Here is a 16772-nt window from a genome sequence, read left to right on the forward strand (position 1 = left end):
TCCCACCCTCGAAGGTCTGAGAACACACCCCACCCGCACACACCTGATCGGCAGTAGGCATCCCCAGTTCACCGTTCGCACCGTTCTGTGCGAAATAGCCTGAGCGCAACGGTTCCGCGACGACGAACGTACCTTTGGAGCCCGAATACACGGATCCTCCGGAGAAGAGCTGCCCGATGCCCTGTGTGAGCGGTTGCTGGTTCAGCACGGGCCACCCCAGGGGCCCGTCGGCGCCTTGCCGCGCGAAGTAGTACTCCCGGAGCGGACCGGACCACACCGTCTTCGCTCCGAAGGATCCCGTCCAGTAGATCGAGGCAATGGAGAACGCACGCCCGTAGCCCCCGCCGTTCTGCTGCAGACGAGTGACGTCGGAGACCGGGGCTCCGGGCCCGGCAGCACCGCCTTGCGCCAGGTACTCACCCTGAATCGCTGCCGTCGCCGTGGCGAGGCCCGACGAGACCTGGGTGGATCCGAACCAGTCGGTGAAGTAGTTGTAGAAGTTGCGGTTTCCGTACGCGGAGCACCCGTCTCCCAGACCGTATCCGGCGTTGAGCGCAGCGGCGTTGGGCTGATACGGCGTGTAGTAGTAGAGAGCCGACGTCGCCTTGTTGGCGACGTACACCGGTGAACTCCCGCAGTTGGCGTTGGGGTTGTAGAGGATGTTCCAGGTCCTGCCCGGGGCATACCACTGGAACCACTTGCCCTCCATGTAGATCTGCATCTGACGTGCTGCGCCGTAGATCTGATGGAAGAACCCGATGTAGTTCGGGTCGCAGGGCGCGGTGTCAGGACATCCCTGCCCGAGTGCGATCCGGTAGCGCCATGCGCTGGGCCAGATGTGAGTGACGAGCCCCTGTTCCTTCTGGAGCATCACGATAAGCACCTGCGGGTTGATGTTGCAGGCCTGCGCGACGCGATAGATGATGCGAGCCGCCGATTCGTTCGCCGCCCCCGAGTACCCGCTGCAGTAAGCGTCGGCCGGACGAGTGACGGTGTTCATCGTGAAGTCCTTGATGCACACGATCGGCTCGTTGTTCTCGTCCCTTCCCCCCTGACACCGTGACACCTTGCTGTTGAAGAATGCCTGGATCTGAGCCTCGGTCATCGTGGTCTTGTCCGTGAACACGGCATCGCTGATGAGGTTGCCAGGCGTGAAGCCGGCCAGCGTCGTCTTGACGATCCCGCTCGCGGCGGGGTCGACCATCGTTCGAGACGTACTCGGAGCACTCAAGGAGACCGACGCCGTGGCAGCAGTGGCGGGGGCCACGGTGCCGAGGACCAGGGCGGAGGCAGCAAGGAAACAGGTGAGGAGACGGGCGGTCCTCAGGGTGTTTCGCGAGCGTGGGGCACGTCGAGACATGTGACCAGTGTGACGGAAGTTGCGGGATGATGCCACTGTTGCCGGGATCGCACCACAAGTTTCCGGCGTGTCGCACGTATGCGCAGGTGGCTCTCAGCCAATCAGAGGTCGGCGTGAAGGGCCCAGAGCCGCTCAGCTGCGCTCGCCCACGAGAACGCTCGCGAACGGTCAGCGGCGAGGACACTGAGGCGTGTCGCGGAGTCTCCGGTAGCTGCGGCAACGGCTTCGGAGAGTTCATCGGCGCTAGCGAGCACCCCGCCGTCTGCGAGAACATCACGGTGCGACCCGCTGTCGACTGCCACCACCGGGATGCCGAGTGCCATCGCCTCGACGGCGCGCCACGGCCACCCGGCGACGGCACTGGTGGCGACATAGGCGGATGCACCCGAGAGAATGGCGGCGCGATCCTCGATCGACAGCACCCCGCGGACGTGCGCGCGCCGCTCAGGCAGCCCGGCGGCAGAGGCGACTTCCACATAGTGTGGTTCCGACCCCTCGGGAGCGTCGAACACCACCGCGTCGAGCCCCGCGGCCACCGCACCTCGGATGCCGTCGGCAAGTCCCGACGGAGATCCGCTGACCACGATGTAGCGGTCGGGCAGCGACAGCGCGTTCCGACGCGCAGCAGCGTCGAAGGGAACGTCGAATCCCTGCGGCGGTGCGCCCGCGATCACCCGAACGCGGTCGCCGATCTTCGCCAGCTCCGAAAGACGCTCAGCCACGGCGTGAGACGACACCACCACCGCGTCGGCATGTCTCACAGCTCGACGGAGCATGCCTCGCTGCCAGGCCGCATTCCCCTTGGACAGCAGCTCCGGCGCATCCCAGGCTCGCAGATCCCACACCGTGACCGTGGTCTGGTGGTTGTCGTGCACCCGATCATGGCGCACAAGGGGCGCCATCAGCGTCGGCGAATGGATGAGTCCGCCGCCGACACCCGGAGCGATCCCGAGCTGCCAGGCTGCGGCGAGTTCACGACGCCCCATCCCGAGCGTGCGGATGTCCCCTATTCCCGCCACAGGCACGGACGCGCCGGCCGGAACGATGGCGTCCACGGCGCAACCGGAGGGGGCGGTCGCGACCAGGCCGGCGGTGATTCCCACCGCGGCGTCCGCGTGATCGGCATCGACGACATCCACGAGCTGATCCAGAACAACACGCAGTCGAGCACCCATGCACACAGGCTATCCCCGCTGTGCCGCTCCCCCCGTGAGGTCAGCGCCCGCGCCGCCGTAGTGTCAGCGTTCGCACAGTTTTCGCCCACCACGGCCGCAGCGGTTCATGCTTGAATGCTCGGGTGAGCGATGGTCGACTTCCCGTCCGGCGCCGATGGATCGGGTGGACCGTCGGCATTCTGCTGACCCTTCTCCTCATCGCCGTCGGCTGGGTCACCGTCCGCGGGATCGGCGCCGTGAACGACCTTCAGCAGGTCGCGAAGGGTGCCTCGCAGCTGAAGGCCTCGATCGCTACCGGTGATCTCGACGGCGCGAGGCCGATCGCGCGGAGCATCGCTCACAACGCGGAGTCTGCGCACGCCCTGACCTCCGACCCGGTGTGGCACGCTTTCGGCGCCCTCCCCTGGATCGGACCGAACTTCAGCGCTGTGAGCGACATCGCCGAGATCGCCGACGATGTGTCGAACGACGCCCTCACGCCGCTCCTGGATGTTGCCGCGGACTTCGACCTGGCGAGCCTCGGCTTCGCCGGCGGAACCATCGACCTCGCACCGTTCGCCGAGATCGCCGGCCCGCTCGGCGCCGCGGACACGGCGCTCGGCACCGCGGAGTCGAAGGGCAGACGCATCGACGCGGACGCCACGCTCCCCCCGCTCGCCGATGCCATCCGCACCATGCGTTCATCGGTCGACGAGGCGGCGACCGTCGTCGGCTCGCTCCACGGCGCCGCCGTGCTGCTGCCGACGATGCTCGGCGGCGAAGGCCCGCGCAACTATGTGCTCGCGATGCAGAACAACGCGGAGCTGCGATCCTCGGGCGGGATCATCGGATCGATCGCCCTGCTGCATGCCGAGGGCGGCAACATCTCGCTTCAGACCCAGGCATCGACTCGGGACTTTCCTCCGCTGGAGACCGGCCTGCCTCTCAGCGACTCCACGATCGCCCTGTTCGAGGATCGCCCCGGCCGATATCTGCAGAATCTCACCAGCATCCCTGATTTCCGTGAGGCCGGCGCCGCCATCGCCGCGCGGTGGGAGGGACGGTTCGGCGGGACCGTGGACGGCGTCATCGCCGTGGACGCCGTCGTCGCAAAGCATCTGATCGCCGCGACCGGAGATCTCACGTTCGGCCCCTTCACGGCCACGTCCGAGAACATCACCGACATCCTCCTGTCGGAGATCTACGCTGCCGTCCCCGATCCCGCGGTACAGGACGAGATCTTCGCTCAGGCCGCTGGAGCCCTGTTCGGTGCCGCCCTGTCCCGCGCGGAACCGCGCGCACTGCTCGGAGCTCTCTCTGACTCGGCGGCCGAGGGACGCATCCGCATCTGGAGTGCCCACGAGCCCGAGGAGACCGTGCTCGCGGCTTCCGCCCTGGGCGGGACGATCCCCGACAACACCTCCGATACGACCTCCGTCGGGGTGCTGATGAACGACACCACCGGCGGCAAGATGGACTACTACACCCGCGCCGCCATCTCGACATCGGTCGGCACGTGCCAGGGAACACCCACCACGCAGGTGCGGGTGACGTGGACGAACACAGCCCCCGCCGACGCCGCGACCACCCTGCCCGCCTACGTCACGGCCGATGGCTTCTACGGCGTACCGGCAGGAACGGTGCGCACTCTGATCGCCGTATACGGCCCCGAGGGGTCGACACCGTCGCATATCGATCGGGACGGCGCAGAGGAGGGCGTGCAGACGGCGATGATCGGGGATCGATCGGCGGTGCAGCACGAGGTCTCCCTCGCGCCCGGAGAATCGACCACGATCACGATCGAGTTCCAGGGCACCGGCGCAGGTGAGCGTCTCACCGAAGTGCTGCACACCCCGCTGATCGACACCCCCGTCACGAGTCGATCACCGCTCCGATGCGCTTCGTGACATTAACAGCTCGATAGGGTACTGTCGACTCACTGGGGAATATCTGACGTCCGCAATCCTGCCGTGGGGGCAGGACGACGTCACGCAGTTGGATGCAGGGGTGTATCCAAAGGCGATTCCGCGTGAAATTCTGGGGAGAAATCATGCTGAAGAAACTGGCTGCCATCAGCCTTGCCGCCGGCGCGCTCGTACTCGTCGCGCCCACCGTCGCAACCGCTGCGCCGACGGTTCCGTCCGCGTCGTCCGACTCGTATCCGACGCCTCCCGGCGCCAAGGTCGGCGATCCGATCATCGACATCTGCGAAGCCTCGACGATCGTGTTCGGACCGGGCTACTTCCTGCCGTCCGAGAACGTGAACGTTTCGGTTTCCGGCTACAACGCAGGGAAAGCCGCGGTCTCCGGCAACACCGCTGCCGGAGACGGCAGCCTGACGCTCACGTTCCGTCCGCCGTCCGACGGAGAGGGCTCCTACGCCGTCGCCTTCAACGGCTCGCGTGCGTACACGGCGACGATCACGGTCTCGCACGGCCACGATGCTGCCGTGAGCTGCGACCACGATCCTGGAGTCGCGGCCGCAGGTTCTGAGCTGCCGCTCACCGGCGGGGGTATCGAGCTGGCCCTCACGGGCGGGAACGTCTCGCCGTGGATCCTCGGCGGCGGAGCAGCTGCGCTGGTCGCCGGCGGAGCACTCGTCGCGGTCGGAGCTGCACGCCGCAAGCGCGCCTAGGTCCGGCTGCCGCCTCGTGCGGTGGTCGACTGGACGACGGTGATCCCTCCCCCTCCGATCACCGTCGTCTGGTGCATCCGGTGGAACCCACCGGAAGCCCACGGCCGCTCTCCTTCGGGAGGCGACCGTGGGCTTTGTCATGCGCACTGACCTCGCGCTCCAGCGGGCACGGACCAGCACAGAATTCCGCCGCTCCGGGACACCCGGGGTCACGGCTCAGGAGTCGGCGTCTCCGTCGGAGGATGCAGCTTCTGCTGGATCATCTCGTGGATGAATGCGTAGTCGGGCTGGTGCTCGTCCACGCCGGTCTCGGGTGTGAGTTCGATCGAGGTGACCGGTTGCTCCTTGGCCTTGAGCATCAGATCGAAGAACTCCGGGAGCTTGTCGGAGGGAAGGTCGGTGCTGATCAGCGCCGTCCCCGCCGCGGCCACCTCGTTGAAACGCGTGAGAACCGTCTGCGGGGTGAACTGCGCCAGAATCGCGGCCTGCAGCTCTCTCTGACGCTTCATGCGATCCCAGTCGCTGGTGGTGTACCGCGAGCGGGCGTACCACTGCGCCGTATCGCCATCCATGCGCTGCTTGCCGGGCTCGATCCATCCGATAGCCCACTCGTTCACATCGCTGCCCGTCCATCCCTCCGGCGGGCCGCCCTTCGGCAAACGCTCGGTGACGTCGATCTCCACGCCGCCCAGAGCGTCGACGAGCTCTGCGAAGCCGTGCATGTCGACGAAGACGTAGTACGGGATCTCGATTCCGAGAACTCCCTCCGCCGCGTCCTTCGTCGCCTCGATCCCGGGTTCCGAGCCGTTGGCCTTGGCATCCGGATAGAGGCCGGTGCCACCATCCTCTCGACAGACCTCCGCGGCGTTGCGTACATGGTTCATCCAGCCGTTCCAGCCGCAGGTCGATGAGCCATGGCCTTCGAACCCGTTCGGATACAGCTCCTGCATCGGACTGCCGTCGCTGAACGGCGCATTCGGAAGCTCTCGCGGGATACCGGTGATCGTGACAGCCCCGGTGTCGGCGTTCACGGAGACCACCGAGATGCTGTCGAACCGCATCGAATCGCGCCCGTCACCACTGTCGGCGCCGAGGAGAAGGATGTTGTAGTAGCCGTCGCTGGGCTGCACGCTCGGTCCGCTCTGTCCGAAGATCGAGCCGATCGTGTTGCGCACCGATCCGACGGCGGTCGCAGCGTAGCCTGCGCCGCCTCCCACGAGTCCCAACAGCACCAACGCGACGACCGGGATGGCGAATCGGGACGGCCCAGGCACTTTCACGAGTCGCACCAGGCGGAGAGTGTCGAAGGTGAGCACGGCCCAGAGCACGACGTACCCCACCAGCAGCACCTGCACGATCGTCAGGACCACGGCGGAGAAGAACCCGCCACCGATCGTGAGCCAGAGCAGGACAGGGCGGGCGAAGAGCGCGAGGCCCAGTGCCACGATCGCGAGGAACCAGGAGAGCAACGTGGCACCGAGACCGAATCGCCCGAGGCGACGGTTGCCGGCGAGCACCTGCGCGGAGCCCGGAACCAGGAGGTTCACCGCGATCAGCCACCACCCGCGTTTGACCATCGTCCCCGAATCGGCGGGATCAGGATGCCGCAGCGGCCGGGTCTCGATGAGCGGGCGCCGTGTTGCGCGCGGAGGCGCAAGAGTCACAGTGAACCCTTCAGCCGTTCGTTCTTCTCCTCGACCTGCGCCTCGAGCGCACGTGCGTACTCCTCGACGCTATCGGCGAGAGCCTCATCCGACGTTCCGAGAATCCGCGCGGCCAGCAGACCGGCGTTGCGCGCCCCGCCGATGGACACGGTCGCCACCGGGATACCCGCGGGCATCTGCACGATCGACAGCAGGGAATCCATGCCGTCGAGATATGCGAGCGGCACCGGCACGCCGACGACGGGAAGCGGTGTCATGGAGGCGAGCATGCCGGGCAGATGGGCGGCTCCCCCGGCACCGGCGATGATGACGCGGATGCCACGTGAACGCGCGTCGCGCGCGTACGACATGAGCTTGTCGGGTGTGCGGTGCGCGGAGACGACCTCCACCTCGTGGGGGATCCCGAAATCCGTGAGCGCCTGAGACGCATCGCTCATCACGCGCCAGTCGGAGTCGGATCCCATCACGACGCCGACCAGGGGCTCGGCGGAAGAATGCAGTGGCTCGGTCACCAGATCAGGGTACGGTCTGCCGCTGTGAGATTCCCCGAACGGCACACCACTTGCCGCGCATGTGTGGCGAAGAGCCGCCACATGCGATCTGATCAGACGAAGTGCGCGGCGACGGCACGGGCGACGTAGACCGCATCGTCGAGATCATCGTCTGCAACGTTCACGTGGCCGACCTTCCGACCGGGCCGGGGCGCCTTCCCGTAGGTGTGGATCTTCGCCTGCGGGTGCTCAGACATCGCGGCCCCGAAGCGCTCGTCCAACGTCCCTTCGGCCGGGCCGCCGAGGATGTTCACCATCACTGACCACGCGGCGCGCGGCGCGGTGCTCCCGAGAGGAAGATCGGCGACCGCCCGCAGATGCTGTTCGAACTGGCCGGTGACGGCGCCGTCCTGACTCCAGTGGCCGCTGTTGTGCGGACGCATCGCGAGCTCGTTGACGAGTATCCGCTCGTCGTCGGTCTCGAACAGCTCGACCGCCAGCATGCCCGTCACGCCCAGACCTTCCGCGATGGTGCGACCGATCGACTCCGCGACCTCCACCAAACGCTCGGTCGCGGCAGGAGCCGGGGCGATGACCTCGGCACATACCCCGTCGCGCTGAACGGTCTCGACGACGGGGTAGGCGACGATCTCGCCGCCGACGCCACGCGCCACCTGCTGGGCGAGCTCACGCACGAACGGGACGAGCTCCTCGACGAGCAGGGCGTCTCCGTCGGCGAGCGCCGCCAGCCAGTCCTGTGCCTCCTCCGCCGCACGCACGACCCGCACGCCTTTGCCGTCATAGCCTCCGCGTGGCGTCTTCACCACGCCTGCTCCGGCGTGCTCGTCCAGGAAGGCCTGCAGTTCGGCGGCGGTGCGCACAGCCGCCCATTCGGGCTGAGGGATCCCCAGCTCTGCGAGGCGCGCGCGCATCACGAGCTTGTCCTGGGCGTACTGGAGCGCATCCGGCCCCGGGTGCACGGAGACGCCGTCCGCGACCAGCTGTCGGAGAACGTCCTGCGGCACGTGCTCATGGTCGAAGGTCACGACATCGACGCCGGCCGCGAAAGCCCGCACCGTATCAAGATCGCGGTAGTCGCCCACGGCGGTGGACGCCAGCTCGGCAGACATCCCCTCCCCCTCTGCGAGCACCCGCAGTTCGATCCCGAGCTCGACCGCCGGAGCGATCATCATCCGGGCCAGCTGTCCTCCGCCGATCACGCCAACACGCAACGCCATGTGCCGCCTCCATTCGTCTGCACCCATTCTTCCGCACGCGACCGGGCGCGCACGACCGGTTGCCGATGGGCGTCGCCGGCGCCGGCTCGCTCCGCGGCATGCCCGGCGAGGGAACTCAGTCGCCGACGGCCTGCGCGTCGCGGTGGGCGAGGATCTGCCCGACCTCGATCTGGTCGGCAAGAGTCTCGTGCACCAGAGTCACGTTCGGCACGTTCGGCAGTCGCAACGGCGCGTCGACGCCGTTCGAGAGGGTGATAGTGCCCGACCCCCACAACCGCTGCAAGGGCCCCCGCCGAACGGCGATCGTGTAGCCCCGGGCATGCGACATCTCATGGCGCCGACGAGAACCGATCCCCTGGCGGACGATGACCCGCCGCGTCGTGACGATGGTGCTCCGCGAGTACCAGACGATGAACGGCAGCACGACGGCGAACAGCAACAGCGCACCCGCCGCGGCGAGGAGCATCCAGTCCTCGAACCCCGCCGGGAGGTTGCCGAAGAAGTATGCCGTCGCCCCGAAGGTGGCGATGAGGACGAGAGCCGACCAGAACAGCCGACGTGCGTGGCTTCGGAAGCGCGCGATCAGCAGCTCCTCCGAAGGCGTACCGGGCGGCGGCATCAGGGGCCGCCCGCCGAGCGTCACAGGCTGGGTCACCCCACCATTGTGCCCGTGATCTGCGACAAAGCCGTCTGTGCGGCGGCGTGTCAGCTTCCGGCCGGGCGCACGTGCACGACATCCCCCGCAGAGATCGCGTGCTCGAGACCTTCGGATTCGACGAGAAGACGACCGTCCGGGTCGATCGCCGTCGCCACTCCTTCGAGAGAGCGTCCAGCCGGCAGCGATACCCGCACCGTCTGCCCGAGAGTCGCGCACCGCGCCGACACGGCGCCGTGCAGACCGCTCACGACCGCGTTCTCCGTGACGGTCAGCGCGGAGAGCAGGCCGTCGAGTCTCTCGAGGTAGCTGGAGAGCAGGAGATCGTCTTCCGCGACGGCGCCGAGTGCGGCGAACGACGTGGCCGACGGCACGGGAAGCTGCTCGGCCGTCATGGCGGTGTTCACGCCGGCGCCGAGAACGACGGCGTCCGTCGTCGCTTCCGCGAGGATGCCGCAGATCTTGCGTCCATCCACGAGGACATCGTTCGGCCACTTCACGGCGACGTCGTGCGTCGGAAGCTGCTCAGCGATCGCCTCCGCCATGGCCACCCCTGCGGCGAGCGGAATCCACCCGCGCGCGGCAGGATCGGCGGGAAGCGCCCGAAGCAGGACCGAGACGGCGATGGCCGCGCCCGCGGGTGCCGTCCAGGTGCGGTCGAGGCGGCCACGTCCGGCCGTCTGGTCGTGCGTGACCAGGACCGCCAGGTGCGGCCACGCGTCGGCATCGGACGCGTGCGCGCGCAGATCGGCGTTCGTGGAGCCGGTGGCACCCACCAGATCGAGACGAGCGGCGATCGCACGCGCGAGGGGGAGATCCATGATCAGGAGTCCTCGTCGGCTTCCTCGTCGTCGTCGTCATCCTCGTCGGTTCGAACGGTCCCGACCTCGTGAGCCTGCCAGCGCTCCCACTCCTGCATGAGGCCGTCGACAGCCGCATGGAACTTCGCGGTGGCCACCCCGTGCGTCGTGTCACCGAAATAGTGCTGGACCCACATCCGCAACCGGGCGATCGCAGCCTCATCCGCGCGGACGCGGTCGACCTCGGCCACGATGTCGGCCGCCGCCTCGGCGGTCAACCATTCGCAGTCCGCCAGGTAGCCCTGCGTGTCGATCGATGCCTGCTCGTCGGTCGGACGCGTGATCATCAGCGGCTTCCCCGCCGCAAGCCGGTCGTACACCATCGCGGAGATGTCGACGATCGCGACGTCAGCCGCCGTCAGCTGCCAACCGAGTTCCGGAGCTGCATCGTAGATGTGGTGTGCGTTCGGGTCCGCCGTGTTCGCCGCATGGATCGCAGCCACGATCCGTCGGTGCGCGGCTCCGTACTCCTCGTCGACGACCCCGCTGCGAGGGTGGGGACGGTAGATGACACGGTGGGCGCCGGTCGCGAGCAGGCGAGACACGAGAACCTCGCCGTGCGATGCGATCGAACCGTAGTGCGCGCTGGGTCGGTCTCCCTCCCACGTCGGCGCGTAGAGCACCACGGTGCGCTCATCGGGAGTGTACGGAAGGGTGCCGGCGTAATGATCGGCCTGCGGGCGACCGATCTCGATCGTGCGGCGGTCGACGTCGTAGTCCCACAGCGTGCGCGAGAGACGATCACGGGCGGCCTGTCCGGCGACGAACGCGTAGTCGTAGGCCTTGTACTGGTTCGTCGTCATGTACATCTTGTCGGACTCGCCGTGGTTGATGAACACGTGCCAACGCCGCCCGTAGCGGAACATCTGGAAGTTCCGAGTGTTCTGGTTCACGTAGAGCACCAGGCGGATGTCCTGGGTCGCGATGAAGCGTTCCATGTCGCGCACCTTCGGCACGAAAGCCACGGGCGGCGAATCCTCCTCGAGCAGCTTCTCGGTCCCGGTCGCCTGGCGGGAGAGCACGACGACGGGCCAGCGCTTCGAGAGCTCGGCGAGCGGGCGGTACCACTGGCGCATCTGGTACATGTTCACCGCGCCGTCGGCGAAGTAGACCGCGACCTTGAAATGATCGGCCGGAAGCGGTTCGCGCTCGGCGAGACGCCGCCGCACACGCTGCACCGCGGTGCGAGACGCGAGCGCCCGCTTCAGCAGACGATATGCCTTCTTCGCGTCAGACAGTGCACCCATCCCTCCAGAATAGTTCGTCCGCGTCGCTTCCTCCGGCTGAGCCCCAGCCACGTACCCGAGGTCTGCCCCTCCCACACCCTCAGGCAACGTCCGTCGACGCCGTGCCATGATCGTCATGTGCCCGCAGACGAATTCCCCACTCCCCGGCCCGGGGTGTCCTTCGTGATGCCGGTGCTCAACGAGCGTGCATACCTCGAACACGCGATCGCGTCGGTGCTCGCACAGGATGTCGACGCTCCCACCGAACTCGTGCTCGCGCTGGGGCCGTCGACGGACGGCACCACCGAGCTCGCGCGACGGCTCGCCGACGCGGACGACCGCATCCGGCTGGTCGACAATCCTGCGGCGCACATCCCCGTCGGCCTGAACGCCGCGATCCGCGCAAGCCGCTACGACACGATCGTGCGCGTGGACGCGCACTCCGAGCTCTCCCCCGGGTACGCCGCTCGGGCGCTGAAGACCCTGGAACGCACCGACTCCGCGAACGTCGGCGGCGTGATGCATGCCGAAGGACGCACCCCCTTCCAGAAGGCCGTGGCGCGTCTGTACAACTCGCCGGTCGGGCTCGGTGGTGGCGCATATCACGGGAGCTCCCAGGAAGGCGAGGCGGAGTCGGCCTACCTCGGCGTGATGCGGCGTGACGTGCTCGACGAGGTCGGGTTGTTCGACGAGTCGATTCGACGCGGCGAGGACTGGGAGCTCAACCTCCGGATCCGCCAGGCAGGTCATCGGGTCTGGTTCGACCCCGACCTGTCCGTCACCTACTGGCCACGGGAGAGCTGGCTGCGTCTGGCCCGACAGTTCCGTGCCACCGGGGCCTGGCGGGGCGAGCTCGTTCGGCGGTTCGGACGGAGCAACGGGCTTCGATACTTCGCCCCGCCCGCGCTTGTCGTGGTCGTCGCCCTCGCCGTCCTCGTCGGGGTCCTGCAGGTGACCGGCGTGCTCACCGGGGTGGCCTCGATGGTCGCCTCCCTTCTCGTGTACGGACCGCTCGCCCTCTACCTGCTGCTCATCCTCGGCGTCGCGCTGGCTCCCGGCGGAGGGGGCGTGCGACAGCGGATGTGGACGCTCCTCGTCCTGCCGACGATGCACATCTCCTGGGGTCTGGGCTTCCTCGGCGGCGTGCTCCGGGGAGCCCACGACACCGTGGACGCCTCGCGTCTCGGCACCCGCAACACCCCGCTGCCCTGACCCCCTCGCACGGAAACCGTCGAGCTGACGCCCCCGCTGACGAGATCTCTCGCCGGAGGTGTTCCACGCGAGCGTGCTCGCGCCCCGCCGCGCTCAGGCCGTGACGAACCCGAGGTCCAGGATGCGGTCGACCACGCGCCGCGCGGCATGACCGTCGTCGCGAGCGTTGAACTGCTGACGCCAGGCGGCATAGCGATCCGCATACGTCGCCTCATGGCGCTCGTCGTCGAGGGCAGCGGTGAGCTCCTCCTGCGTCCGCACGAGCGGACCGGGCGCCCTCTCCGCGAGATCGAAGTAGAAACCGCGCAGCTGTCCGCGATAGTGATCGATGTCGGGCACCAGGAAGTACATCGGCTTGCCGGTGACGCTGAAGTCGAACATGACCGAGGAGTAGTCGGTGATCAGCGCATCCGCGGCGAGCAGCAGCCGCGCCGTCTCCGGGTAGCCGGTCACATCGATGACCCGTGCACCGGCGAGATCCCGCCCCTGTTCCAGAGTGCGGGAGTGACCGCGAACGAGGACCACGGCGTTCGCCTGGCGTGCCAGAAGCTCCGCGTCGACGAAGTCGACCATCTCGGCGCGATCGTCACGCCAGGTCGGCGCGTAGAGCAGCACCCGCTCATCGGGGCCGATGCCGAGCGCTGCACGGACCGCGACGGGATCACCCGTCGTGAGCGCATCGTTCCTGGGGTATCCCTCCACCCAGATCGGTCGCCCGAAGAAGGCGTACGCCTTCCGGAGGATGCGCTCGGAATACGGGTTCTGCGCCAGCAGGACGTCCCAGCGCCGGGATTCCTTCACGACCGCCGCCATCCGGCGCGGATCGAAACCGGGACGGTGCAGCGCGAGCCGCTTGAGGGGTGTGCCATGCCAGGTCTGGAGCACCTTCTGGCCGGGCTTGCGAGCGAAGCGCCGTCGCAGCCAGTCGTTCACCACGAGCAGTCGAGCGGCTCCGCGTGCGTGCCACCACTGCGGGCTGCCCTCGACGACCGCGATCGCGCCCTCCGGCACCTCGACGGAGAGGTCGACCACACTCCAATACCGTCGCACCTGGGGGGCTCGCGCCGCCAGTTCCCGGTCGATGGCCCGAGGGTTGCAGCCGACGCTGCGTCCGTAGAAGCTCTCGAAGAACACGGCGTTCTCCGTGCCTCCCACCTGTGCGACGTACCTCTCCTCGAGGGTGGATCGTCCTTCCGCCGTCTCGTACACCGGATCGATCGGCGCGGCGATGCGCACGACACCGGCATCGACGGCGATGCGCACCCCGGTGAGCACCACCGGAGCGATGCGCACGCCGTCGAGGTCGGCGCCGGCGATCCGCAGTTCGTAGGAGCCGGTCGGCAGCGGGAGCGAGGGCCCGCCCCAACGCGATGCCTGCAGCGGGAACGTCGCCTTCCAGGTCGCGCCGCCTCCGCTGATACGAGCCTCGACGTGCGCCCGCGGTCCGCGCAGGTCGGCCGTCTCCGGTCGCTGACCGGTCCCTTCGATGATCAGGGCCTCCGCCGCGTCATCGATGCGGGCCGTTGTCATACTGCTCCCTTCGGCGCGGGAATCCCCCGTGCGCGGATGACCTGATAGACGCGTTCGGTGTTGCGTCCGTCCCGATACGCGTGCATCTCCGCGCTGAGCGTAGCGGAACGGACGGATGCCCCGTCGCGGACGGCATCGTCTGCGAGAAGGGCGTCGAGCTGCGCGAGCAGTTCCGTCCAGTCAGCGGCAGCATCCGGGCCCGCGACGTTGTCGAACCGACCGTAGAACCCACGGGTGGTGGCGTACTCCTCCGCATCGGGGGCCAGGAAGAGCACCGGCATGCGCAGGAGACCGACGTCGTACGCGAGTGACGAGTAGTCGGTCACGAGCACGTCGAATGCCGCGAGCGCCGGCGTCACGTCCGCCAGCACTGGGGCCCCGAGCGCGCGCACCCGCCTGCTCGGAAGTGGCGGCGCATACCCGCCTTCGCCGAGAGGATGCGAGCGTACGAAAAGGACGGCGTCACGTTCTTCGAGGAGCCGGAGGATGCGGATCCACTCGTCGGCAGTGGGAACCGCCGGGTCGGGGGCACCGTCACGCCAGGTGGGCGCATACAGGATGGAGCGCGCCGTCTCCGGGATCTCTCCCGCCACTGCACGGAGAAGAGTGGATGCCGCCGACCGCACCTCGTCGACCGCACCACGCGAGAGCACGTCGACTCGGGGTTCTCCGGTCACCACCACGCGGTCGCCCCCGAGTCCGAAGGCGGACTCCAGACGCCCTCTCGCGCGGTGCGAAGCCGCGGGGAGCACTCGGATGCGCTGGGCCGCCGCGCGGTAGAGGATGCCGACGGCACGGCGGAGCAGCGCTGCGCCGGGAACATTCGGAACCTGGGTCGTCGCGGGCGAGTCCAGGCCGATGCGCTTCAGGGGGATCCCATGCCAGAGCTGCACCACGAAGGCGCCGCCGTTCGCGTAGCGGTTCACATCGCCGAGCCCGTGCGTCACGACGAGCACCCCGGCCCGCGCTGTGTGCCACCAGCCGCGAAGCCCGCCCTTGCGCGCGGACCGGATGCCGAGCGCCGCCGCATCCCGGTCCTCGCGCTCCGACGATGTGAGCCATATCGTGTCGTGGCCGGCCGCCGATGCGAAGCGCTGCAGTGCGAGGGCGCCGTCGCCCACCCCGGCTCCGCAGCCGAAGACCCAGCGCCGACCGCGCGGAAGGAGGACCGTGCCGATGCGTCCGACGGCATACAGCGGGATCCGCAGGAGCTTGGCCGCATTGCCGGTGCCGAAAGAGAAGGACGCCACCCCGCGAGCCTATCGCGGGGTGGCGTCCTTCTCGGCGCGCGGTGGGCTTCAGCCGGCGAGTTCGCCGAGCTTCACCTCGACGTCATACTGCTTGCCGCCGCGCACGTAGGTGACCTTGGCATCGCTGCCGGCCGCCGCCGCACGCACCTGAGCGGTGAGATCGCTCGCGCTGGTGATCGGGACTCCGTTGAACGTGGTGACGACGTCACCCTCCTGGATGCCGGCCGCAGCCGCAGCGCCGCCGTCCGTCGCCTTGGCGATGTACGCGCCGGAGACGGTGGCACCCTGCACGCTCGACGCGTCCTGGACCGAGGCGCCGAGAAGGCCGTGCGTCGCCGCACCGTCGGCGATGATCTCGTCGGAGACCCGCTTGGCGATGTTCGACGGGATGGCGAAGCCGATGCCGATCGAGCCCGACTCCTCGGAGCTTCCCGAGCTCGCGATCGCCACGTTGATACCGATCAGCTCGCCCTTGCTGTTCACGAGCGCACCACCGGAGTTCCCGTGGTTGATCGCGGCATCCGTCTGGATCACGGCGATCGAGATGGAGTCCGAGGTCTGCGGCGTGCCGCTGCCCGGGATGTCGAACTGGAACGGCCCTTGGCCCTGTCCCTGATCGGGCGTCTGCTGCTGGTTCGGAGCGTCCTCGGAGGACGAGTCGGGCAGAGCGGAGGAAGCGATCTGGATGCTCCGGTTCAGCGCGCTCACGATGCCCGTCGTGACCGAGTTCGCGAGCCCGAGCGGGGCTCCGAGCGCCACCGCGGTGTCGCCGACGTTGAGCTTCGAGGAATCGGCGAAGTCGATCGGGGTGAGCCCCTTGGCATCCTTCAGCTTGATCACGGCCAGATCGTAGATCGGGTCGGTGCCGACCACGGTCGCCTCGAAGATGCGTCCATCGGACGTGGTCACCCGGATCGTCGGATCCGCGACAGCGCCGCCCAGCGTCACGACGTGCGTGTTGGTGAGCACGTAGCCGTCATCGCTGATGATGACACCGGATCCGCTGCCTGCCTGGTCGGAGCCCGCCACCTCGATGGTGACGACGGACGGAAGTGCGGCGGTCGCGACAGCCGTGGTCTCGTTGACGGAACCGGGGTTGTTCACGGTCACCGTCTGCGGCCCGGTCGCCGTGCCCGAGGAGGGCTGGTCCTGGAGCCCGTTCAGCAGAGCGCCTCCGCCGAAACCGGCGACCCCGCCGACCAGAGCGGCCGCGACGATGAAAGCGGCGAACTTCGCGCCGCTACGAGGCTTCTGCTCCTTGGTCTTCGTCCCCTCGCCCGGAAGGCCGGCACCGCCGTCGAGCGGCTGCGTCGGCTGGGTGTACGACGATGCGGTGGGGATGCCGAACGCCGCGCCCTGCGCGGTGGCGGTTGCCGGCGCGGTGGTGGCGGGTGCCGCGTAGCCCTGCGGGACCGGTGCGATCACCGGTGCGGCCGGGGCCTGCGAGGCGAACGTCGACGGCATCTCATGCCCGTGCACCGGCGCAGCGGGCGCCGG

General features: G+C 68.3%; 14 protein-coding genes. 3 read left to right on the forward strand and 11 right to left on the reverse strand.

What is annotated here, in order from left to right:
* Together L687_RS42185 and L687_RS34020 are read right to left on the reverse strand one after the other, a co-directional pair.
* Positions 1-1204, reverse strand: a 1204-nt coding sequence (locus L687_RS42185; RefSeq protein WP_373695050.1) for an LGFP repeat-containing protein, incomplete at its 3' end; no start/stop codon positions are given.
* A 257-nt stretch (positions 1205-1461) separates the two neighbouring features.
* Positions 1462-2535: a glycosyltransferase gene (locus L687_RS34020; protein WP_021200305.1), complete on the reverse strand. Its 1074-nt coding sequence runs from the start codon at positions 2533-2535 to the stop codon at positions 1462-1464.
* A gap of 122 nt (positions 2536-2657) precedes the next feature.
* Between L687_RS34020 and L687_RS34025 the strand changes: the two genes are divergently transcribed.
* Together L687_RS34025 and L687_RS34030 are read left to right on the forward strand one after the other, a co-directional pair.
* Positions 2658-4421: a DUF4012 domain-containing protein gene (locus L687_RS34025; protein WP_021200306.1), complete on the forward strand. Its 1764-nt coding sequence runs from the start codon at positions 2658-2660 to the stop codon at positions 4419-4421.
* Between the two features lie 143 nt (positions 4422-4564).
* Positions 4565-5149: a hypothetical protein gene (locus L687_RS34030; protein WP_021200307.1), complete on the forward strand. Its 585-nt coding sequence runs from the start codon at positions 4565-4567 to the stop codon at positions 5147-5149.
* A 209-nt stretch (positions 5150-5358) separates the two neighbouring features.
* Here L687_RS34030 and L687_RS34035 read toward each other — a convergent pair whose 3' ends face one another.
* From L687_RS34035 to L687_RS34060, 6 genes are all read right to left on the reverse strand, one after another.
* Positions 5359-6813, reverse strand: coding sequence for an LCP family protein (locus L687_RS34035; RefSeq protein WP_029266776.1), 1455 nt, complete (start codon positions 6811-6813; stop codon positions 5359-5361).
* Entirely contained in the window at positions 6810-7277 is a 468-nt protein-coding gene (gene purE, locus L687_RS34040) for a 5-(carboxyamino)imidazole ribonucleotide mutase (protein ID WP_036271441.1), read from the reverse strand. The genes L687_RS34035 and purE overlap by 4 nt, the downstream gene beginning before the upstream one ends.
* Positions 7278-7417: 140 nt before the next feature.
* The gene (locus L687_RS34045; protein WP_021200310.1) at positions 7418-8542 is read right to left on the reverse strand and encodes a 5-(carboxyamino)imidazole ribonucleotide synthase; all 1125 of its coding nucleotides are present in this window, start codon (positions 8540-8542) and stop codon (positions 7418-7420) included.
* 115 nt (positions 8543-8657) lie between these two features.
* The gene (locus L687_RS34050; protein WP_200861071.1) at positions 8658-9161 is read right to left on the reverse strand and encodes a PH domain-containing protein; all 504 of its coding nucleotides are present in this window, start codon (positions 9159-9161) and stop codon (positions 8658-8660) included.
* Between the two features lie 86 nt (positions 9162-9247).
* Positions 9248-10018, reverse strand: coding sequence for a biotin--[acetyl-CoA-carboxylase] ligase (locus L687_RS34055; RefSeq protein WP_021200312.1), 771 nt, complete (start codon positions 10016-10018; stop codon positions 9248-9250).
* Between the two features lie 2 nt (positions 10019-10020).
* Positions 10021-11304, reverse strand: a complete 1284-nt coding sequence (locus L687_RS34060; RefSeq protein ID WP_021200313.1) for a CDP-glycerol glycerophosphotransferase family protein — start codon at positions 11302-11304, stop codon at positions 10021-10023.
* A gap of 117 nt (positions 11305-11421) precedes the next feature.
* On the opposite strand from L687_RS34060, the gene L687_RS34065 reads away from it, so the two are divergent.
* Positions 11422-12495, forward strand: coding sequence for a glycosyltransferase family 2 protein (locus L687_RS34065; protein ID WP_029258302.1), 1074 nt, complete (start codon positions 11422-11424; stop codon positions 12493-12495).
* 93 nt (positions 12496-12588) lie between these two features.
* Here L687_RS34065 and L687_RS34070 read toward each other — a convergent pair whose 3' ends face one another.
* The 3 genes from L687_RS34070 to L687_RS34080 all read right to left on the reverse strand — a co-directional run.
* The gene (locus L687_RS34070) at positions 12589-14025 is read right to left on the reverse strand and encodes a CDP-glycerol glycerophosphotransferase family protein (protein WP_021200315.1); all 1437 of its coding nucleotides are present in this window, start codon (positions 14023-14025) and stop codon (positions 12589-12591) included.
* Positions 14022-15275, reverse strand: a complete 1254-nt coding sequence (locus L687_RS34075) for a CDP-glycerol glycerophosphotransferase family protein (protein WP_021200316.1) — start codon at positions 15273-15275, stop codon at positions 14022-14024. Before L687_RS34075 ends, L687_RS34070 begins: the two co-directional genes overlap by 4 nt.
* Before the next feature lie 48 nt (positions 15276-15323).
* Positions 15324-16772 (reverse strand): S1C family serine protease (locus tag L687_RS34080; protein WP_031207552.1); only part of this gene is annotated, 1449 nt, incomplete at its 5' end.

The organism is Microbacterium maritypicum MF109, assembly GCF_000455825.1.
Classification (GTDB): domain Bacteria; phylum Actinomycetota; class Actinomycetes; order Actinomycetales; family Microbacteriaceae; genus Microbacterium; species Microbacterium maritypicum_A.